At 70.4% G+C, this 19,758-nt stretch carries 17 protein-coding genes; 7 read left to right on the top strand and 10 right to left on the bottom strand.

All coding sequences use genetic code 11. The features are described from left to right. Window positions 1-3: 3 nt before the first annotated feature. A complete protein-coding gene (locus VFS34_03875; GenBank protein ID HET9793578.1) occupies window positions 4-1,341 on the bottom strand; it encodes a TolC family protein in 1,338 nt (445 codons plus the stop codon). A 120-nt stretch (window positions 1,342-1,461) separates the two neighbouring features. Here VFS34_03875 and VFS34_03870 point away from each other — a divergent pair, with 120 nt between their 5' ends. Continuing rightward, a complete protein-coding gene (locus VFS34_03870; protein ID HET9793577.1) occupies window positions 1,462-1,824 on the top strand; it encodes a metalloregulator ArsR/SmtB family transcription factor in 363 nt (120 codons plus the stop codon). A gap of 58 nt (window positions 1,825-1,882) precedes the next feature. On the opposite strand, the gene VFS34_03865 is transcribed toward VFS34_03870, so the two are convergent. Continuing rightward, window positions 1,883-2,359 (bottom strand): nuclear transport factor 2 family protein, encoded by a 477-nt coding sequence (locus tag VFS34_03865; GenBank protein ID HET9793576.1) that lies wholly within the window; start codon window positions 2,357-2,359, stop codon window positions 1,883-1,885. 97 nt (window positions 2,360-2,456) lie between these two features. Between VFS34_03865 and VFS34_03860 the strand changes: the two genes are divergently transcribed. Continuing rightward, window positions 2,457-3,539 (top strand): PQQ-dependent sugar dehydrogenase, encoded by a 1,083-nt coding sequence (locus VFS34_03860; protein ID HET9793575.1) that lies wholly within the window; start codon window positions 2,457-2,459, stop codon window positions 3,537-3,539. Here the strand turns inward: VFS34_03860 and VFS34_03855 are convergent. The 3 genes from VFS34_03855 to VFS34_03845 are packed head-to-tail and all read right to left on the bottom strand — an operon-like array spanning window position 3,511 to window position 9,420. Further along, window positions 3,511-4,227, bottom strand: coding sequence for a hypothetical protein (locus tag VFS34_03855; protein HET9793574.1), 717 nt, complete (start codon window positions 4,225-4,227; stop codon window positions 3,511-3,513). The two genes, VFS34_03860 and VFS34_03855, sit on opposite strands and share 29 nt — an antisense overlap. Further along, window positions 4,224-4,997 carry a DNA-formamidopyrimidine glycosylase family protein gene (locus VFS34_03850; GenBank protein ID HET9793573.1) on the bottom strand — a complete coding sequence of 258 codons (774 nt, stop codon included), beginning with the start codon at window positions 4,995-4,997 and terminating at the stop codon, window positions 4,224-4,226. Before VFS34_03850 ends, VFS34_03855 begins: the two co-directional genes overlap by 4 nt. Continuing rightward, entirely contained in the window at window positions 4,990-9,420 is a 4,431-nt protein-coding gene (locus tag VFS34_03845) for a DEAD/DEAH box helicase (GenBank protein ID HET9793572.1), read from the bottom strand. The genes VFS34_03850 and VFS34_03845 overlap by 8 nt, the downstream gene beginning before the upstream one ends. Before the next feature lie 54 nt (window positions 9,421-9,474). Between VFS34_03845 and VFS34_03840 the strand changes: the two genes are divergently transcribed. Continuing rightward, window positions 9,475-10,770, top strand: coding sequence for an arylsulfotransferase family protein (locus tag VFS34_03840; GenBank protein HET9793571.1), 1,296 nt, complete (start codon window positions 9,475-9,477; stop codon window positions 10,768-10,770). Between the two features lie 57 nt (window positions 10,771-10,827). On the opposite strand, the gene VFS34_03835 is transcribed toward VFS34_03840, so the two are convergent. The 5 genes from VFS34_03835 to VFS34_03815 form a co-directional block, all read right to left on the bottom strand. After that, the gene (locus VFS34_03835) at window positions 10,828-11,004 is read right to left on the bottom strand and encodes a hypothetical protein (protein ID HET9793570.1); all 177 of its coding nucleotides are present in this window, start codon (window positions 11,002-11,004) and stop codon (window positions 10,828-10,830) included. 126 nt (window positions 11,005-11,130) lie between these two features. Then, window positions 11,131-11,373 (bottom strand): carboxymuconolactone decarboxylase family protein, encoded by a 243-nt coding sequence (locus VFS34_03830; GenBank protein ID HET9793569.1) that lies wholly within the window; start codon window positions 11,371-11,373, stop codon window positions 11,131-11,133. 114 nt (window positions 11,374-11,487) lie between these two features. Next, window positions 11,488-12,573, bottom strand: coding sequence for a VWA domain-containing protein (locus tag VFS34_03825; protein ID HET9793568.1), 1,086 nt, complete (start codon window positions 12,571-12,573; stop codon window positions 11,488-11,490). Between the two features lie 213 nt (window positions 12,574-12,786). Beyond that, window positions 12,787-13,545 (bottom strand): aldolase/citrate lyase family protein, encoded by a 759-nt coding sequence (locus VFS34_03820; GenBank protein ID HET9793567.1) that lies wholly within the window; start codon window positions 13,543-13,545, stop codon window positions 12,787-12,789. A 259-nt stretch (window positions 13,546-13,804) separates the two neighbouring features. Continuing rightward, entirely contained in the window at window positions 13,805-15,358 is a 1,554-nt protein-coding gene (locus VFS34_03815; protein HET9793566.1) for a magnesium chelatase, read from the bottom strand. Between the two features lie 152 nt (window positions 15,359-15,510). Here VFS34_03815 and VFS34_03810 point away from each other — a divergent pair, with 152 nt between their 5' ends. Genes VFS34_03810 through VFS34_03795 form a run of 4 tightly spaced genes read left to right on the top strand, consistent with a single transcriptional unit; the run spans window position 15,511 to window position 19,751 of the window. Next, a complete protein-coding gene (locus VFS34_03810) occupies window positions 15,511-16,530 on the top strand; it encodes an N-acetylmuramoyl-L-alanine amidase (protein ID HET9793565.1) in 1,020 nt (339 codons plus the stop codon). Continuing rightward, entirely contained in the window at window positions 16,527-17,549 is a 1,023-nt protein-coding gene (locus VFS34_03805; protein HET9793564.1) for a rod shape-determining protein, read from the top strand. The genes VFS34_03810 and VFS34_03805 overlap by 4 nt, the downstream gene beginning before the upstream one ends. Before the next feature lie 14 nt (window positions 17,550-17,563). Further along, window positions 17,564-18,661: an SPOR domain-containing protein gene (locus tag VFS34_03800; GenBank protein HET9793563.1), complete on the top strand. Its 1,098-nt coding sequence runs from the start codon at window positions 17,564-17,566 to the stop codon at window positions 18,659-18,661. A gap of 4 nt (window positions 18,662-18,665) precedes the next feature. Then, complete coding sequence (locus tag VFS34_03795; protein ID HET9793562.1) at window positions 18,666-19,751, top strand: SAM-dependent methyltransferase; 1,086 nt, start codon at window positions 18,666-18,668, stop codon at window positions 19,749-19,751. Window positions 19,752-19,758: the final 7 nt, after the last annotated feature.

The raw sequence follows: 19,758 nt of genomic DNA, 5'->3' as shown, positions 1-19,758 counted from the left end.
TCTTCACTTCTTTCCGGCCGCCCGCTCGAGGACGGCCTGGGCGAGCGCGACGCGAATCGAGGCGCGCGCCTCGTCCGCTTCCGCGGCCGCGGCGGCGCTTTCGGCATCGAGCAGGTCGACGAGGGCGGCGCGGCCCGCTTCCCATCTCTCGCGCGACACGCGGTAGACCTCGGCGGCCTCGCGGCGGCCGTCGGCGGCGGCCTGCGCCTCCAGGCGAGCGACGTCGAGATCGCGCCAGCGCGCTTCGACGTCGAGGCGGACGGCGTCGGCCGCCCCGCGGCGGCTCTCGCGGGCGGCGCGCGCCGCGTCCGCGGCCGCGGCGTTTCGCGCGCTCCGGGCCGGATCCCAGACCGCCCAATGGAATCGAAGCTCGACCGTGGCGCTGCCCTGCCCGTGGGAGAGCGAATTGCGGTCGTCCTGCCAGCCGCCGAAGAGCTGGAGCGCCGGGCGACCCGCCGCGCGTTCGCGGCGTTCCATCGCGGCGGGAACCGCGGCCGCGGCCGTGGCCGCGGCCAGATCCGGGTTTCCGGCGGCGGCGCGCGCGAGCCACTCCTCGAGCGGAACGTGCGGCGGCTCGGCGTCGGGTTCCGACGAGAGCACGACCGGAGCGTCCCCGCCCCAGCCGAGGTGGACGCGAAGGCGCGACCGCGCGAGCTCCACCTGCGTCCGGGCGCGCGCGGTCTCGACTTCCCTCTGGCGCCGCCGCGTCCGGACCCGGAGCACGTCGGCTTCGAGGGCGGAGCCGGATTCCTTCCGGGCGGTCACCGACCGCTCGAGCTCCCGGGCGGCGTCCAGAGAGGCCGCCGCCGCGGTGGCCGTCCGGTCCGCCTCCCGGACCCCGAAGTAGGCCCGGATGGTCTCGAGATCGACGTCCGCGTCGACCGCGTCGGCCCGCGAGGCGTCGGCCCGGGCGGCGGCCTGCGCGGCGGCCTTTCCCGAGCGCCCGGCGCCGAAGAGATCCAGCGGGAGCCGCAGGCCGAACGTCGTCTCGAGGTTCGCGTCGAAGCCGGGAGAGTTCAGATGGTCGAGGGCGAAGTCGTCCGCGGTGAACTCGCCGCGGTTGAGCTTCTGCGCGAAAGCGCGGGCGGGCACTTCCGTGCGGTCCCAGACGGAGTCGATCGCGAGGTCCGGCGCCCAGAAGAGGGAGGCGGCGCGGGACTGATCCTCGGACGAACGGGCCCGCGCGTGCGCCGCCGCGGCCGCCGGGGAAGCCTGCCGGGCGATCGCGATCGCGTCGGACAGGGAAAGGGGCGATCCCGCCGGGGGCTCGCCGGCGGCCGGCATCGCGAGTCCGGCGCTCGCGAGAGCGGCGAGAAGGCCGAGCTGTCGGAACCTCGTCATCGCCCCGGATCTTCCCGCGAAAGGCCGCTCCCGTCTTAATGCGAATGAATCAGCGTCTCGCATGGGTGGCTCTTATATTCAAATATAAGAATAAAGTAAATATGTGCTAGGATGGCGACGATGGGAAGAAACGGCATCGGGGCGCTGTCGCCGGACGCGCTCGCGCTCGTCGCGGCCCGATTCCGGACGCTCGCGGACCCGCTCCGCCTCCGGATCCTGCAGGCGCTCGAGCACGAGGAGAGGAACGTCGGGGATCTCACCGCGTCGCTCCGCGCGAGCCAGCCGAACGTGAGCAAGCAGCTGAAGGCCCTTCGCGAGGCGGGGTTCGTCCAGCGTCGGACGGAAGGGACGAGCGCTTACTGGTCGGTGTCCGACCCCGCCGTCTTCGCGCTGTGCGACGCGGTCTGCCGGGGATTGCAGGCCCGGGCATCGTCGCAGGCGCGACTGCTCGGTTCGCCGGCGGGCCCGCGTCGACGGCGCTGACGCGGAAGGCCGCCCGGGCCGGCGCGCGGCGTCGCGCCGCGCGCGCCGGCAGAGCGGGTCACTTCGAGGCGGGCGCCGGCGCCGGAGCGGGATCCGCCGACGCGTGGTCGGCGACGTAGAGCCACTTCCCGCCAAGTTTCTCGACGACTTCCGTGAACCGTCCGCGCATCACGATCGGGTCCCCGCCGGCCTTCGGGGCGAGCGTCAGCGTGAATTCTCCCCATCCCGCCGAGAAACCGGCCGCATCGCGATGATCGACGTGGGCGAGGGATACGTCCTTCACGACGCTCTCGGTGAGATATCCCCGGTACGCTTCCCGGATCGCGTTCGTGCCCCGGGCTTCCGCGCGCCCGGGCGCCCAGAGGATCGCGTCGGGCGCGTAGCACGCGACGATTGCTTCGAGGTCGTTCGCCTTCATCGCCCGGAGCCATTCCCCCTCGACCACCGACGCGCCCGAGGGGGCGGCGGCGAAGAGCGCCGGAGCGCCCAGCAGCGCGGCAAGGGAAAAGGTCCACATCCATCGGCCGATCTTCATGGTTCTCCTCCTTCCGGAATCATAGACGGCGCGCTTCGGTACGGCCGGATCGGCTATCCTCGCCGCGGTGGAGCGAAGGGTCCGGAGAATCGTTGCGCTGGCCGCCGCGGCCTTTCTCGGCGCGGCGGCCTCCGCGTCCGCGGCCCGACGTCTCCCGCTCGATCGGATCCGGCTTCCTCCCGGTTTCCACATCGACGTGTACGCCGATCCGGTGCCTCGGGCCCGGTCGATGGCGCTCGCGCCGTCGGGAACGGTGTTCGTCGGAACGAGCGACGGCAACGTCTACGCGTTGAGGAACCGCACGGGCGCCCCGAAGGCGGAGCAGATCGTGACCGTGGCGCGGGACCTCCATGCCCCGAACGGCGTCGCCGTCCGGGACGGTGCGCTGTACGTCGCCGAGATCAGCCGGATCTGGCGCTTCGACGACATCGAGAAGACGCTCGAGGCGCCGCGCCGCCCTTCTCTCGTGACGAAGGCGCTTCCGCCCGAAGAGGGGCACGGCCTGAAGGTGATCCGCTTCGGCCCCGACGGACAGCTCTATTTCGGGATCGGAGTCCCCTGCAACGTCTGCGAGAAGCCCGACCCGTATGGAACCATCATGCGGATGCATCCCGACGGTTCCGGGCTCGAGGTGTTCGCGCGGGGCATCCGGAACAGCGTGGGATTCGACTGGGATCCGGCGTCGAAAGAGCTCTGGTTCACCGACAACGGGCGGGACTGGCTCGGAGACGACGCGCCGCCCGACGAGCTGAACCGCGCCCCGCGGGCCGGAATGAACTTCGGCTTTCCCTACTGCCACGGGGGCTCGATTCCCGATCCCGATCTGGGCGGGAAGCATCCCTGTTCGCAGTTCACGCCGCCGGAGCAGAAGCTCGGCGCGCACGTGGCGTCTCTCGGGATGCGCTTCTACGCCGGCGCGATGTTCCCGCCCGAATACCGCGGCCGGATCTTCATCGCCGAGCACGGTTCGTGGAACCGCAGCCGGAAGGCGGGCTACCGCGTCACGACGGTGACCGTGAAGAACGGCCGCGCGGCGGCGTACGCGCCGTTCGCCGAAGGATGGCTCGAGGGAGAGCACGCCTGGGGACGGCCCGTCGACGTGCTCGTGATGCCGGACGGATCCCTTCTCGTTTCGGACGACCAGGCGGGCGCTATCTACCGGATCTCTTACTCGAAATAGGCGCGAACGGGAACCTTCCCGCCGCGACGGCGGGGAGAATCGTGGCGGCGTCTACGGGCAGCGCTTCTTCGGCCTGCGCGGTGCGGGCGATCTCCTCTTCCTCCGGCTCGTAGAGGGGAAGCGCGGCCGCCGCGATCGCGGCCGGAGAAGAGCCGCGAAAGTTCAGCCGGCACGGGTCCGAAACGATCTCTCCGCGGTCCGCGAGCGGCAGGCCGAACGTGCGGCAGGCATGCGGACGGTCGGCGTAGATCGCGCAGGCGAATCCCTGAGGCCAGCGACGCGCTCGCGCCGCCGACGCGGCGGTGGTGCGGGCGCGACCATCGACCGGCTCGAGGAAGGGACAGGCGATTCCGGTCGTCGTCTCGAAGAACGCGTCCCACGTCTCCTCGCGGCGGACGTCGAGGACCAGGGTGGCGGGATCGCCGGGAAAGGTCCCGGCGATCCGGCGGGCGATCGCCTCGCCGCGCCGCGCGATCGCCTCGCGGCGCGCTTTCGGCAGCTTCGCGAGACCGCGTGCCGCGAGCGCCGCGTCGAGCGAAGAGATCTCGAAGACACCGACGCAGCATCCGAAGCACCCGGCGCGGCACGAGACCTGTCCGCGGTTCCGGGCGGCGATCCGACCGAAGCGCTTCGCGACCTTCGCGAGGAGGAGGGCATAGCGGCGGGTGCCGGAGATTCGCCGCGTCACGGCGTCCCCTGGCAGCCCGGGCAGTAGTACGTGCTTCTCCGGTCCCGCCCCTGGCGGCGCATCGCGACCGCCGTCCCGCACCGGCGGCACGGCCGGCCGCTCCGTCGATACACGGCCCACCCCGCGAGCGTCGTCCGCCGGGGATCGCTCGCCGCGCCCGCGCGCGCCGCCATCAGCCGTCGCGCCGTCGACACGATCTCCGAAAGGGCGCGGTCGGGGAGCGAGGCGACCCGGGCGAAGGGATCGACCCGACAGCGAAAGAGCGTCTCCGACTTCCAGATGTTTCCGATTCCCGAGATCGCGTCCTGCCGCAGGAGCACGTCGCCGATCTCGAGCTCGGGATGGCGCCGCAGCCGCGCGATCGCCTCGTCCGCGTCGAAGGCGCCGCCGACGATGTCGGGTCCCAGACGCGAGAGAGCGGGATGGGAACGTTCCTCTCCGGCGCGCAGGATCTCGACGACGGGAGCCGAGAAACAGACGGCCGTCCAGTCGTCCGTCTCGAGAACGACGCGCGCAAAGCCGGCGGGTTTCCGCCACGCCTCGCCCGGGCGATAGAGATGCCACGAACCGTGCATCCGCATGTGCGTTCGAAGCATCCGGCCGTCGTCGAATCGCACGAGGAGATTCTTGCCCGCCGACTCGACGGCTTCGATGCGGCGGCCGGCCAGCGCTCCGTTCCCGGCGACCGAACGGAAGCTCCGGACGGTCTGTCCGGCGAGCGCGCGGCGGAGGGTGAAGGCGGCGCGGGAGATCGTGTCGCCCTCAGGCATCTTCGCCCTCCGACGACTTCGACGGCCGGCGGAGAAGGCCCGATCGGCTGGCCGAGAAGCCGTGTTTCCGGAACGCCTCGGCGGCGGGGGACGAGGCCGCTTCCTCGCCGCCGATCCGGGTGATCAGGAGCCCGCGCCGGCCCGGCATCGAGGCGCGGGCCGCCAGCGCTTCGGCGACCGCCGCGGCCGGCGCCTCGCCGAACAGCGTCACTTCCCTTTCCCCGCGGGGAAGAAAGGCGAGGAGCTCTCCGTCGCGGACGACGACGAGAGCCCCCGGCGTCCGCTGAGGGCGAGGACCGGCGGCGTCGGGCCAGGGGAGGGATGCCCCGTAGAGGTTCGCCGGGTCGGTCGCGGCGAGGACGACCGTCTTCGGCTCCCGGTCGGGAACCCGAAGGCGTTCTTCCGCGCCGGGAACGGCGAACTGCGCCGCGCCCATCCCTTCGACGAAATACCCCCGCCGGATCCGCCCCGCTTCCTCCATCTGCCGGAGGACCCGGTAGAGCGACGAAAATCCGCCGGGAACCCCCTCCGCGCGCACCGCCTCTCGCGTCAGGACGCCATACCGCTCGAGCAGCTGCCGCGCGAGCGCGAGGGCGGACTCGGCGTCGCGGCGCGCCGGCGCGGGAACGAGCGACCATCTTCCCTCGGTGCCGGGCGGGGAGAGCCGCGGCCGGCGGAGGTTTCCGGTACCTTCTTTCCGGGCCTGCCGCGTCGATTTTCCGATCCGGCTCCGAAGGGGAGCGAGAGTGTCGTTCGTGATGCGGCCCGCCCACACGAGATCCCAGAGCGCCTCGGCCAGATCCCCGGTGAACGCGCCGAGTTCCCGCTGCACGTCGGCGAAGAACGAGGCGCCCCGCCGACCGAGGACCTCGAGCACGCGCCGCGGCAGCTCGTCGCCGGCCGACCGGGGGAGCGGGGCCAGCGTCGAGGCTCGGTCCGCGAGGAAGAGCGCCACGCGTCCGTCGCGGTCGCCGATCGGCTCGATGCCGCACCACACGACTTCCCCGGTTGCGCACAACAGATCGAGGTCGGCGGGCCGATAGCCCTCGACGCGCGCCGGAAGAATCTCCGTTTCGAGAACCGAGGCCGGCAGCGCGCACCCCTGCAGCTGCTCGATCGCGCTCCAGAGCGCTTCAGGCCCGCGCCGGCGCTCTCCGATGGCGTTCCAGGCGACGGCGAGCCGCGCGAGAGCGCTGCGGGGCTGCGGCTCGGCCTGGCGGCGGAGCCTCGCCATCGACTTCTGCTTGATCGCGCGGAGCGCCTCGACGTCGCACCATTCCCGCTCGGGGGCGGCGGCGCGGAAGCTCCCGGGCGCGACCCGTCCCCGCTCGGCGAGACGATCGAGCGCGGCTCGCACGGCCGATTCCGCCATCCCGAGCCGCCGCGCGGCGTCTCCCGGGAGGAACGGCCCGTGCGTGCGCGCAAAGCGGCCGACGAGATCGCCCGCCGCGTCGGCGACCGGCGCGAGGAGCGCCTCCGGATAGCCGCGGGGCGGCACGACTCCGGCCGCGTCGCGGTATCGGCCGAGGTCCTCCGCCGCGATCCAGCGCTCCTCCCCGGCGACGGCGACCCGCGCGATGCGGCGTTCGTCCTCGAGCTGCCGGAGCCATTCCTCCACCGGCGCCGCCGGGTCGGCCCGCCGCGCGATCTCCGGAGAGGCGAGGTCTCCCACCCGGAGCAGGAGGCCGTGCAGCGAGTCGGCCGACGACACTCGGCGCCCTTCGCCGAGCCCCTGCGCCCGGCGCTCGACCTCCTCGATCGCGCCGCCGTCGAGGAGGTCGCGCAGGTCGGCCTCGCCGAGGAGCTCCTTGAGTTGAGCGAGATCGACCGACAGCACCTGCGCCCGGCGCTCGGCGAGCGGAGCGTCGCCGTCGTAGATGAAGTTCGCGACGTACGAGAAGAGGAGCGAGGCGGCGAAGGGAGAGGGCGCGTCGGTGTCGACGGCCGCGATCCGGATCTTCCGGGCCCGCGCGTCGCCGAGGATCCCGGCGAGCCCGGGCAGGTCGAAGACGTCCTTCAGGCATTCGCGGTACGTCTCGAGGATGATCGGGAACGAAGGGAAGCGCGAGGCGACCGAGAGCAGGTCGGCGGAGCGCTTCCGCTGCCGCCAGAGGGGCTGGCGCATTCCCGGCCGCCGGCGCGGCAGGAGGAGCGCGCGGCCGGCGGCCTCCCGGAAATGCGCGGCGAAGAGCGAGGTCTCGGGAAGCCTTTCGGTCACGAGCGACTCCGCCTCGGCGGGGTCGGGGAAGAAGAGTCCCGTTTCCGGGGGCGCGTCGGATTCGGGGAACCGGAAGACCATCCCGTCGTCGCTCCAGAGCGTCTCCACCTCGAGTCCCGTCTCCCTCCGGATCTTGGCCTCGACGGCCATCGACCAGGGGGCGTGGACCTTTCCGCCGAACGGCGAATGGACGCAGACGCGCCAGTCGCCGACCTCGTCGCGATTGCGTTCGACGACGATCGTGCGGTCGCTCGGAACCTCGCCGGTCGCTTCCTTCTGATCGGCGAGATAGGCGAGGAGGTTCTTCGCGGCTTTCGCGTCGAGCCCTTCCGCCCGCAGGCGTCGCGCCGCTTCCGCGGGCGCGGTGCCGGCGAGCTCGCGCGCGAGCGCGCCGATCGCGCGGCCGAGCTCGACGGGACGCCCCGCGCGGTCCCCGTGCCAGAAGGGCATCTTCCCCGGCTCGCCGGGAGCGGGGGAGACGACGACGCGGTCGTGCGTGATCTCCTCGATTCGCCACGAGGATGCCCCGAGCAGGAAGACGTCCCCCTCGCGGCTCTCGAACACCATCTCTTCGTCGAGCTCGCCGACCCGCGCGCTCTTCCCCTTCTCCTGCCCGGCGAGGAAGACCCCGTAGAGCCCGCGGTCGGGAATCGTCCCGGCGTTGGCGACGGCGACGCTGCGGACGCCTTCCCGGCCGCGCACCGTTCCCTTCGCGCGGTTCCAGACGAGTCGCGGCCGGAGCTCGGCGAACTCGTCGGACGGATACCGGCCGGAGAGCATGTCGAGCACGCCTTCGAACGCGGAGCGGGGAAGATCGGAGAAGGCGGCCGCCCGCCGGACCATCGCGAAGAGCTCGTCGACGTCGTGCGTTCCGTCGCTCGCGATCGCGACGACCTGCTGGGCGAGGACGTCGAGGGGATTCCTCGGCGCGAACGACTCTTCGACGAGCCCCTCTTCCATTCGCCGCGCGACGGCGGCCGAGGCGAGGAGGTCGCCGCGATACTTCGGCAGGATGATTCCCTTCGACGGCGCGCCGACGCGGTGGCCGGCGCGGCCGATTCTCTGCATTCCACTCGCGACCGAGGGAGGAGCCTCGATCTGGACGACGAGATCGACCGCGCCCATGTCGATCCCGAGCTCGAGCGACGACGTCGCGACGATCGCCGGCAGGTCGCCGCGCTTCAGCCGGTCCTCGATCACCAGGCGGCGCTCGCGGGAGACCGATCCGTGGTGCGCGAGCGCCACTTCCTCGCCGGCCAGGTCGTTCAGCGCCCCGGCCAGCCGTTCGGCGAGCCGCCGGCTGTTGACGAAGATCATCGTGGACCGGTGCGCGCGAACGAGCTCGAGGAGACGAGGGTGGATCGAGGGCCAGATCGACCTCTTCGGCCGGGCCGCGGCGGGTCCGCTCGGGATCGGCTCCTCGTCGCCGAGCCGCGTCATGTCCTCGACCGGCACTTCGACCGAGAGCTCGAACGGCTTCCGGCTGCGCGCGTCGATCACCTCGACCGGGCGCATCCGCCATCGGCCGGCGCGATCGATCGTTCCTCCGGCGAGCAGGCGCGCGGCTTCCGATTCGGGACGCACGGTCGCCGACAGGCCGACGCGCTGGAGAGGGGGAGCGTCGCCGCGGAGAGCTTCCAGACGCTCGAGCGAGACGGCCAGGTGTGCGCCTCGCTTGCCCGGAACGAGCGAGTGGATCTCGTCGACGATCACCGTCTCGACGAAGGCGAGCACTTCCCGCGCCTGCGACGTCAGGATCAGATAGAGCGATTCCGGGGTCGTGATGAGGATGTCCGGCGGGTGCCGGCGCATCGCGGCGCGGTCGGCGGCCGGCGTGTCGCCGCTCCGGACGAAGATCGAGGGAACGCGGTACGCGGTTCCGGAGCGCTCCGCCGCCGCGGAAATCCCCGCGATCGGCGCGCGCAGGTTCCGCTCGACGTCGACGGCGAGCGCCTTGAGCGGAGACACGTAGAGGATCCGGCACCGGCGCTCGCGCGGCGGCTCGGGAGAGAACATCAGCCGGTCGAGGCCGGCGAGGAAGGCGGCGAGCGTCTTGCCGGAGCCGGTCGGCGCGAGGACGAGCGCCGACCGGCCCACGACGATGGAGGGCCAGCCGAGCCGCTGCGCCGGCGTCGGCGCCTCGAACGACGATCGAAACCAGTCCGCGACGGGGGCGTGGAAGGGGACGTCGGCGCCGGAACCCATGGGCCGACGATTCTATTTCTTGACGCCCTCGGGGTCTTTGTCCAGAATGAAGAGATGTTCCGGACAAGGTCGAGGGGAGGAGTCTATCTGGCCGTCGGACTCTGGACGGTTCCGCTCGCGTTCTTCGGCTGGCGGGCGCGTCTCGCCGCCCGGCCGGCGGCTCTGACGACCGGGGCTCCCGCCCCGGCCCGCCGGCCGCCGCCCCCGCCCGGCACCGAACAGGAAGTCCGCGGCCAGTCCGCCCAGAACTTCGCGGCTCTGCAGAACCTCCCGTACATCCTGCAGTCGTACGATCCGAATCCGGCGACCGGGATCATCAAGTGGGACCGGGCGCGCACGTCGCCCGGCGTGAACTTCATCGCTCCCTGGTGCCGGGGCGCTCCGCGGGCTTACCTGATGGACATGGACGGAAAGGTCCTCTGGAGATGGCAGATCGACGCGGCGGTGTTCCGGAAGGAAAACCCGTGGCTCGAGCACGCCGAGCTGCTGCCGGACGGATCCGTCGTCTTCACGTTGAAGGACCTGGCCGTCGTCAAGGTCGATCGCGACTCGAAGATCGTCTGGAGGATTTCGCTTCGCGCGCATCACGACGTCTGGCCCGCGGGGAACGGCGACCTCCTCGTCCTGAGCCGGACTCCCGAGATCGTCCCGGCGATCCACCCGACGCTGCCGATCGAAGCGGACGCGATCACGTTCCTCGACCCGAACGGGTCGATCCTGCGCAAGATCCCGATCCTCCCGCTCCTCGAGCGCTCCGGATACCGCTTTCTCCTCCCGCGTCTCGAGCAGGCGCCGATCCCGGCGTCGATCCATGCGCTCGACGTCTTCCACACCAATCACGTCGAGTCGTTCGACGGGCGCCTCGCCGCGCGCTCACCGATCTACGCGCGCGGCAATCTCCTCGTCTCCATCCGGAACCTGAACGCCATCGCGATCGTCGATCCCCGCGTGCCGGACGCGGAGAAGATCGTCTGGCTGTGGGGGCCGGGGAACCTCACGTACCAGCACGACCCGCGCCTCCTCCCGGACGGGCACATCCTCGTCTTCGACAACGGCACGGAGCGTTCGCAGCTCATCGAGGTCGACCCGCTGACCGATCGCGTGGTGTGGCGGTACGCGCCGTCGAAGGGATTCTTTTCGAAGGCGTCGGGTGCCGCCCAGCGCCTCGCCAACGGGAACACGCTCGTGACCGAGTCGATGACGGGGCACGTCTTCGAGATCTCGCCGACCGGCGACATCGTCTGGAAATACGCCGGCCCCGACATCAATCACGACGGCATCCGCGACGGGATCATCCGGATGACCCGCTTCGACCCGGCGCAATTGAGCTTCCTGCCCGCGACCGGTTAGGGGCCGAGCGGCGGCGGGCCGTCCCGGAGGGTTTCCGTTCCGGCGCGCGCCCGGCGCTCAGCTGTCGATTCCTTCTCCGGGCCCGGTGGGCTCCACGCCGAACGCGTCGTTGAAGCGGTTGAAGTAGTTGAAGGTCCCGACGACGGCGGCGATCTCGACGGCTTCCCCCTCCGACCAGTGCGCGCGGAGGGCCGCGACGTCCCCGTCGGTCATGTTCGGGGCGTCCTTCGTCATCCGGAGTCCGAACCGGAGTGCCGCCTTCTCCCGTTCGTCGTACGGCCCGTTCTCGAAATCGAGGACCGATTCGATCTGCTCTTTCGTCGCTCCGAACCGCTCTGCCAGAGCGGTGTGGGAGCGCAGTCAATAGGCGCAGGAGTTCGCGAGCGAGGTCTGGACCGCCAGCAGCTCCTTCAGGCGGACCGGCACGGTCGTGTCCTTCATCACCTCGGCGAAGTGGGCGAGCATCGTCGTCATCAGCTCCGGCCGGTGCGCCACGATCCGGAACATGTTCGGGACGTTCCCGCGCTGCTCCGCCATCCGGTCGAGCGCCGCGCGAACGGGGCCCGCCGTTTTGGATCGGCCGATCTTCGTGATTCTGCTCATCCGCTAATCCTAGCGAAGTCGCGAGTCGCGAGTCGCGAGTCCGGGAACCGGGGGGCGCCCGACTCTGGACCCGCCGACTCGCGACTCGAGTCTCCACTGATCGCGCCGAGGCGATCAGTGGAGGAATTTCTTCCGGTTCCGGATGTAGTCCGAGAAGAGGAATTCCGCGAGGTTGTAGGGCGACGCGTAGTAGGCCCGCCCGCGGTTGATCTTCGTGAGCTTCTCGACGAACTCGACGAGATACTGGTCGGTCGCGATCATGAACGTCGTGATCGTGATGCCGTCGCGGCGGCAGGCGTCCGCTTCCTCGAGCGTGCGGTTGACGATCTTGAGATCCAGCCCGAACGGGTTCTTGTAGAGCTTGCCGCGATCGAAGATGGCGGACGGTTTGCCGTCCGTGATCATGAAGATCTGCTTGTTCGGGTTCTTCTTGTGCTGCAGGATCTTCCGCGAGAGCGCGAGTCCCGCCTTCGTGTTCGTGTGGAAGGGGCCGACCTGCGTCTTCGAGATCTCGGAGATCGGGATCCGCTTCGCATCGTCGCCGAAGAGAACGACGTCGATCGTGTCCTTCGGGTACTTCGCCTGGATGAGCTCGACCATCGCGAGCGCGACCTTCTTCGCCGGCGTGAACCGGTCTTCCCCGTAGAGGACCATCGAATGCGAGATGTCGATCGCGATCACGGTCGCGCACGACGTCTGATGCTCGGTCGAATAAACCTCGAAATCCTCCTCGCGCAGGTCGATCTCCGTGGCGTCGCGCCGGACGGCGTTGCCGATCGTCCGGACGCCGTCGATCGCGGTCGGGTTGTCGCCGAATTCGTAGGGCCGGGTCTCGGGGACGAGGTCGCCTCCCGTCCCCGTCTTCGGGGTCGCGTGATAGCCGGCCCCCGATTTCTTGAGCGACGAGAAGACTTCCTCGAGCGCCTGCCGGCGGATCTGGCGTTCCGCGGCGCCGGTCAGCACCGCCGCGCCGCCCCGGTTCTCGATCAGCTCGCGCTTCTCCAGCTCCTCGCGGAACTTCCCGAGGTCGATCGAGGGATCGATGAGACCGCGCTCCTGCAGGTATTCCATCCACCGAAGCGCCTCCTCGACGTCTCCGCCCGTCTGGAGCACGAGCTGCCAGAAGAGCTTCGTGAGCTCGTCCTGGGTGAGGAGCTGACGGAGGAGGTCGACCGGGTAGTCCTGGTAGCGGTACCGCATCCCGCTCTATTGTAGCGGCGCGCCGATGCATCGAGCCAGACGGGCGGCCTCGCGCCTCGACGCGCCTTATCTCTCAGCGATTGCATCCGCGCCACCGCTTTGGGTGCCATCCGGAGCCCTGAAGCTATCCCCGGGGCTCTTGCGGCGAGAAGCAGAACGGAGACGGCGGAGAGACTCCGGCCTCCGACTCTGGGAGAAGGAGAATCGGCGCGCCTATAGCGCGCTGCGCCACGCGCGCGCCGACTCCAGCATGAGTGTCCGGTCGCTCGTCGTGAAGAAGCGGTAGCCGGTCTCGGCGAGCGCGGGGATCTGCTCGCGGCGGCCGAGCATGATTCCCGCCGCCTTGCCGTGGTCCGCGGCGGCCTGCGCGACCCGGCTCAGGGCGTCGAGGTAGCGCCGGTCGTCGACCCGCCCGGGAATGCCGAGCGCCTGCGTCAGGTCGTTCGGGCCGACGAAAAGGACGTCCACTCCCGGGAGCGCGGCGATCGCCCCGACTTCGTCCAGCGCTCCCGGCGTCTCGATCTGGACGGCGACGACCGTCCGGTCGTTCGATTCGCGGACGAACTCGGCGAGGGGCTGCGTGCCGTACCGGTTGGCGCGGACGCCGCCGAGACCGCGGCGCCCTTCGGGGGCGAACTTGATGTTCTCGACGGTGGTCTTCGCGTCCGTCGCGCTTCCGACCCGGGGCGCGAGGATGCCCGCCGCGCCGGCATCGAGGGCGCGGCACACGACGTCCGAGTCGAAGCGCGGCGGCCGGACGATCGCGCCGATCCCGGCGACGTCGGCCGCCCTCACGAGGTTCTCGACCGATTCGATGTCGTGGAATCCGTGCTCGACGTCGACGACGACAAAATCGAAATCGGCGAGCCCGAGGAGCTCGACCGCTCCGCCGACCGGCCAGGTCAGGAAGCACCCGAGGAGCTTTCCGCCCGATCGGATGCGAACGCGGAGGTTGGTCTTCGTGTCGGTCATGAGCAGCCGATTCTATGGCGGAGGCTGCGCTCCACGAGCCAAACAACCTCTTTCGGACGGCAAGCCGCAAGACTGGAGATTGCTTCGCTGCGCTGGCAATGACGACGCATCTCCTGGGGCAATGGCAGTAAGGCGCGGCCAGACGTGCTGGAAGACGGGTCCGGCGGGATCGGCCGGCGGGCGCGGCGTACCGGGGCGTACGCTAAGCCCGCCGGCGGTTCCGACGGGCCCGTATAACGGCGCGTATGGTCCGTGCCTGCTAGCTGACGGGTGTGCGCTGCCGGACCAGGTTGAACTTCAACATTTCTTTGTAGCTGATCTTCGAGTCCAGGTCCTCGCGGGCGATCTTCAGGTTCTGCGTGAGTCCCTCGAGGACGAGCTCCATCGCGAGCGCCGCCTCCTCGCGGGAGGCCGTCTTGAAGTGCTCCTCGGCGACGCGGCGGAGCCCGGGGACGGACTCGAGCGCTTTCACGTGGTCCGCGAACGAGGACTCGTCGGAGATGTCGATGCGGTTGCCGGCGGCGAACCAGTCGACGATTTCCCGGTACACGGGATTCAGCTTGTCCGGTTCCTCGGCGGGGAAGCGCGAACGGGCCCGGGGCTGCGGCTCGTCGGACTCTTCGGGCGGTGGCGTCCGGGCGCGCTCGGTGCGCCGCCCCGAATCGACGGAGGGGAACTTTTCCTTGAAGAGATCGGCGATCGGGCCGGAAATGAGCTTCTTCGCGATGACTTCCGTTCCCTGCTGCTCTCCCTCGTAGACGACCTCGACTTTCCCGGTGATCGCCGGCAGGCAGGCGAGGAGATCGCAAAGGCGCGGGAACACCCGCTTCTCGCCGCGCAGGATGCCGCGACGCTCGAGGTTCGAATAGAGGATTTCGAGAGCCGAGATCGGCATGCGGGCGGAGACGCCGGAGGACTGGTCGACGAACTCGGACTGCCTCGCCGCGAAGGCGATCTTCTCGACGAGCTCTTTGAAGTATTCGGGCACCTCGAGCTCGACTTCGCCGCGGCGCTCGGTCCACGCTTCCTGGTCGGTGATCGCGCGCGCCGTCTTCACCTCGTCGGGATAGTGGGTGAGGATCTGCGACGAGATCCGGTCCTTCAGGGGGGTGATGATGTTCCCGCGATTCGTGTAGTCCTCCGGGTTGGCGGAGAAGACGAGCAGGATGTCGAGCGGGATCCGCACGGGAAAACCCCGGATCTGCAGATCGCGCTCTTCGAGGATGTTGAGCAACCCGACCTGGATGCGCGGCTGCAGGTCCGGGAGCTCGTTGATCGCGAAGATCCCGCGGTTCGTGCGGGGCACGATCCCGTAATGGATGATCTCCTCGTCGGAGTAGGTCCGCTTCTGGGTCGCGGCCTTGATCGGATCGATGTCGCCGATCAGGTCCGCGATCGTGACGTCGGGAGTCGCGAGCTTCTCCCGGTAGCGCTCGCTGCGGGGAATCCAGACGATCGGCGTCTCGTCGCCCCGTTCCCCGACGATCCGCCGCCCGAACGCGGTGATCGGCTCGAACGGACTCTCGTTGACCTCGCTTCCCGCGACCGCCGGGAGCCACTCGTCGAGGAGATTGACGAGCGAGCGCAGGAGCCGGGTCTTCGCCTGGCCGCGCAGACCGAGGAGGATGATGTCGTGGCGCGCGAGGATCGCGTTGTGGAGCATCGGCAGGACGGTGTGGCGATAGCCGAAGATCCCCGGAAACGGATCCTCTCCCCGCCGGAGCCGGGCGATCAGGTTCTCGCGGAGCTCGTCCTTGACGCTCCGCGCGCGATATCCGCTTTCCTTCAGTTCCCCGAGAGTCTGAGGTCTCACGTCTTCCCCCGTCCCGCCGTTCGCCGCCGGCGCGCCGCGGTTCCGTCGCGGCCCGGCCATTATAGGTTGCGCTCTTTCGGTCGCCTCCCGCTGCGCATGCAAGAACGGCTCCCCATCGATCCCATCCTGTTACACTTGACGGTCAGCGACCCATGGGAAAAGACCGCCTCAAGCAGCAGATGATCCGCGCTCTGGTCCGGGAGAACCTGGCCACGGTGCGCGGCGAGATTCCGGCCGGCCTCCGGCGGCGGCGCCGGGGGGTCAACGGATGGCTCCTCGGCGGGCTCGCGGCGACGCTCCTGGTCGCCTTCTCCGGCGCCATCGCGACCCCCGGCGTCCGGGCATCCGTTTCCCGGCGGCGAACGGCCGATGCCGGAGCGGCGGCGTCGCCGGTCCCCCGGACCGCCGCGCTTCCGGCGCCGCAGGCGATCGACCCGTCTCTCTTCCGGCTCGCCGTCCGGAAGATCGTGATCGACCCCGGCCACGGGGGAGGCGACCCCGGCGCGATGACGCGGCAGGGTCTCGAGGAGAAGACGATCACGCTCGACGTCGCCGAGCGGCTCCGCGCGCTGCTGAAGGACGCTCCGGTCACGGTCGTCCTGACGCGCGCCGACGATCGCGCGCTCTCGCTCGAGCGGCGCGTCGAGATCGCGAACGCCGAGAACGCCGATCTCTTCCTCTCCATCCACATCAATTCGATGCCGGTCCCGGATCGCGTCGGGATCGAGACGTTCTACCTCGGCGGCACGAACGATCCCGAAACGGCGAAGTTCGCGCGCGGGGAGAACGCCGGCTCCGGCTACTCGCTGGCGGACTTCAGGACGCTGCTCGAAGGAGTCTACGTGGGCGTCCGTCAGGAGGAGTCGCGCCGGATCGCCGAGACGCTCCAGTCCGCGTATTTCCACGCTCTCCGGGACGTCAACGACCGCGTTCAGAATCGCGGCGTGAAGACCGCGCCGCTCGTCGTCCTCGTCGGGACCCGCATGCCCGCGGTGCTCGCGGAGATCTCGTGCATTTCGAACGCCGACGAGGCGCGGCGGCTCGCCACGCCGGAATACCGTTCCGAGCTCGCCCGCGCGCTCCACGCCGGCATCCGTCGCATCGTCGATCCGGAAACGTCCGCCGAACGGCTCGCGCGGGACGCGGCTCCCGCGGGGAAAGGGGTTTCATGACCAAACCGAAAACCGAGGTGCTGCAGGTCGGAATCGATCTCGGCACCTCCCGAAGCTCCATTTCCGCCTCGAACGGGGCGCGCCACGTCGTCGACAGCTACGTGGGGTGGCCCGTCGACATGGTCGCCCGGAAGGTCGTCAAGAAGGCGGTGCTCTTCGGGAAGGAAGCGCTCGACAACCGCCCCATGCTCGACCTCCACCGCCCGCTCGAGCGGGGCCTCATCAAGGAAGGCTCGCAGAAGGACGAGCAGGCCGTCCGCGAGCTGCTCGGGCACCTCATCTCGCTCGCCGGCGCCCGGGAAGGGCAGAAGGTCTTCGCCGTCGTCGGCGTTCCGGCCGAGGCGCTCCGCGTGTCCAAGCAGCACCTGAGGAACGCGGTCACCGGCATGGCCGACTCCCTGATGATCGTCTCGGAGCCATTCGCGGTCGCCTACGGGATGGATTCGCTCCTCCACACGATGATCATCGACATCGGCGCCGGAACGACCGATTTCTGCGTGATGAACGGGCGCTACCCGACCGAGGAGGACCAGCGGACGCTCACGAACGCGGGCGACGCCGTCGACGAGCACCTCGCGACCCTCGTCCGCAACAAGATGCCCGACGGCCGCTTCTCGGTCTACATGGTGCGCGACTGGAAGGAAAAGGGGAGCTTCGTCGGAGAGCCGAAGCAGCCGGTCGTCGTGAAGGTGCCCGTCCACGGAAAGCCCACGGACCTCGACATCACCGCCGAGATGAGGCGCGCGTGCGAGAGCCTGCTCGGCCCGATCTCGGAGACGATGCTCGACCTGATCTCGCGCGTCGAGCCGGAATACCAGGAAGACGTCCGGAACAACGTCATTCTCGCCGGCGGCGGGTCGCAGATTCCCGGCCTCGCGGCCGCCCTCGAGAAGACGCTCGACGAAATGGGGGGCGGCCGCGTCCGCGCCGTCGAAGACCCGGTCTTCGCCGGGTCCAACGGCGGCCTCGCGATCGCGCTCGACGCGCCCGAGACCGACTGGGAGAGCCTCGCGGATTGAGCGGAGAGGAGCCCTTGCCGGAGCCCGGTCCGCGGGACCGCCGGAAAGTTCCGACGGTCACCGAAGTCGTCGAGTCGATCGTCCGGGGCCTCGGGATCGCGCCGGAGCGGCGCGGCGAGGTCTTCCGGGCGGCCCAGCAGGTCTGCGCCGAAGAGCTGCGGCTGACGCGGACCGGTTTCGCACCCGCCCCCCTCTCCGAGCTCGCGGAGCGCGCGGTGCGCCTCCTTCCGGCGGACATGGGCGGCGAACGGATTGCGTCGCGCGGGTGGAACGAGGATGCGCCCTTCCCGGAGGAGGCGCTCGTCGAGACCGCCTTTTCCGCCGGGCCGGACGATCCTTTCGGAAGCGAACCGGACGCGGCGCCGGGCCTCGAGGTTTTTCCGGCCGAACGGGAGGGCCGCGTCGTCCTCCATCCTTCGGCGGGCTCGGTTCCCCCCCCGGAGGAGCCGGAGGCGGCGGAGGAAGAGGGCGACGAGGAGATCGCGTTCGAAACCGTGGATCGGCCGGCGGCAGCGCCGCGCGGCGGGAAGCTCGTCGCGTTCCTCCTCGTGGTCGCGATCGCCGGTGGCGTCTGGTTCTTCGCGAAGACCCGGCGGGTTCCGCCGGTCCCGCCCGCCGGCGCGACGTCGGAGGACGGCCGGCCGGCCGCGCCCGGCGTCCCGGTCCCGGTATCGGGCGGGGCCGTGGTCCCGGCTTCGGACGGGGGCTCGTCCGGATCCGGCGCGCGGACGACGCCGGAAGCCCTCCGGTCCTCTCCGGCGGCTCCCCCCGCCGCCCCGGTTCCCGCGATTCCCGAATCCCGCGGCTCGACGATGGTCTCGCCGGACTGGACGGGAGCTCCCGTCTGGATGATCCACTTCTCTTCCTACCAGCGCCGGGAGAACGCGGAACGCGATGCGGGGCGCCTCTCGAAGGTCCTCGCCCGCCCGCTGCGCGTGATCGGGATCAATCTCGGCGCGCCGGGTCTCTGGTATCGGGTGATGCTCGGCGACTACGGTTCCCGCGAAGAAGCGCAGGCCGCGCGCGACGCGCTCGCGGCGAAGGGAACCCCGGGGCTGGGCCTCGTCTATCGCGTGGAACGCGTGCCCGCGCCGCGCGCCCCGGCGCCCTGACCGGTTGAGCGGCGTTTCTCCGCTCGCCCGCCGATTGATCGACCGCATCGGGCGAGAGGGATCGATCTCTTTCCGCGACTTCATGGAGGCCGCGCTCTACGACCCGGACGAGGGGTACTACGCGCGCCGGGCGGCGATCGGCGACGGGGGCGATTTCGTCACGTCGCCGACGATCTCGCCCCTCTTCGCGCGGGCCGTCGCCCGCGTCTTCGCGCGGGACGCGCTCGCGTTGCCGGGCGAGATCGTCTTCTGCGAGGCGGCGGCGGGCGCGGGGACGTTCCTGCGGGATTTTCGGTCGGCGCTCGACGAGGTCGCTCCCGCGGTGTCGCGCCGGACGCGGCTGCGCGCGATCGAGCGTGCCGCGGCGGGGCGCGAGGCGATCGCGGCCGCGGGGGCCGCCGAGCGCGTGGCGGCGGATCCCCGCGAGTGGGAAAGCGAGCCGTTCGAGGGATGGGTCTTCTCGAACGAGCTCTACGACGCGCTCCCCGTCCACCGGGTACGGCGCTCGGAAGGGAGGCTCGTCGAGCTGGGCGTCACGACGTCCCCGGGCGGCTTCGCGTTCGCGTGGACGGGGGGCCCGGCGCCGGTCGAGCTCGGCGAATATCTCGCGCGGTTCGCGATCGAGCTCGCCGAAGGGCAGGTGGCCGAGATCAATCTCGCGGCGGCGCCGCTGCATCGCTCGCTCGCCCGCCTCGTTTCCCGCGGCCGGCTCGTCGCGTTCGATTACGGGCATCGCGCGCCGGTTCTCTACCATTCCGCGGCGCGGCCGGGGGGGACGCTCGCTGTGCATTCGCGGGGACGCCGCGGCGGCGATCCGCTCGAACGTCCCGGCGAGGTCGACCTGACCGCCCACGTGAACTGGGACGATCTCGTCCGGGCGGGGGAGGCGGAAGGATTCGCGACCGAGGCGCGGATGCGCCAATCCGAGTTCCTCATGCGCGCGGGCCTCTTCGAAGACGCCGGCGGCCGGCGCCTCGAAGCGCTCCGCCTCTTCGATCCGGAAGGAATCGGCGACGATCTTTCCGTTCTTCTGCAGTCAAAGGGGATCGGCCCGCTTGTGAACTCCTTCACATTGACATCCCGCACCTGAATCGAGA

The organism is Thermoanaerobaculia bacterium, from assembly GCA_035717485.1.
Taxonomy (GTDB): Bacteria; Acidobacteriota; Thermoanaerobaculia; order UBA5066; family DATFVB01; genus DATFVB01.
This window is presented reverse-complemented; position numbering and strand designations above follow the sequence as displayed.

Excerpts from the sequence above, each read along its gene's own strand:
- VFS34_03840 (HET9793571.1), top strand. The coding sequence starts at position 9,475 with ATGTTCCGGACAAGGTCGAGGGGAGGAGTCTATCTGGCCGTCGGACTC.
- VFS34_03865 (HET9793576.1), bottom strand. The coding sequence starts at position 2,359 with ATGAAGATCGGCCGATGGATGTGGACCTTTTCCCTTGCCGCGCTGCTG.
- VFS34_03850 (HET9793573.1), bottom strand. The coding sequence starts at position 4,997 with ATGCCTGAGGGCGACACGATCTCCCGCGCCGCCTTCACCCTCCGCCGC.
- VFS34_03820 (HET9793567.1), bottom strand. The coding sequence starts at position 13,545 with ATGACCGACACGAAGACCAACCTCCGCGTTCGCATCCGATCGGGCGGA.
- VFS34_03835 (HET9793570.1), bottom strand. The coding sequence starts at position 11,004 with ATGACGAAGGACGCCCCGAACATGACCGACGGGGACGTCGCGGCCCTC.
- VFS34_03805 (HET9793564.1), top strand. The coding sequence starts at position 16,527 with ATGACCAAACCGAAAACCGAGGTGCTGCAGGTCGGAATCGATCTCGGC.
- VFS34_03810 (HET9793565.1), top strand. The coding sequence starts at position 15,511 with ATGGGAAAAGACCGCCTCAAGCAGCAGATGATCCGCGCTCTGGTCCGG.
- VFS34_03825 (HET9793568.1), bottom strand. The coding sequence starts at position 12,573 with ATGCGGTACCGCTACCAGGACTACCCGGTCGACCTCCTCCGTCAGCTC.
- VFS34_03830 (HET9793569.1), bottom strand. The coding sequence starts at position 11,373 with ATGAGCAGAATCACGAAGATCGGCCGATCCAAAACGGCGGGCCCCGTT.
- VFS34_03870 (HET9793577.1), top strand. The coding sequence starts at position 1,462 with ATGGGAAGAAACGGCATCGGGGCGCTGTCGCCGGACGCGCTCGCGCTC.
- VFS34_03875 (HET9793578.1), bottom strand. The coding sequence starts at position 1,341 with ATGACGAGGTTCCGACAGCTCGGCCTTCTCGCCGCTCTCGCGAGCGCC.
- VFS34_03845 (HET9793572.1), bottom strand. The coding sequence starts at position 9,420 with ATGGGTTCCGGCGCCGACGTCCCCTTCCACGCCCCCGTCGCGGACTGG.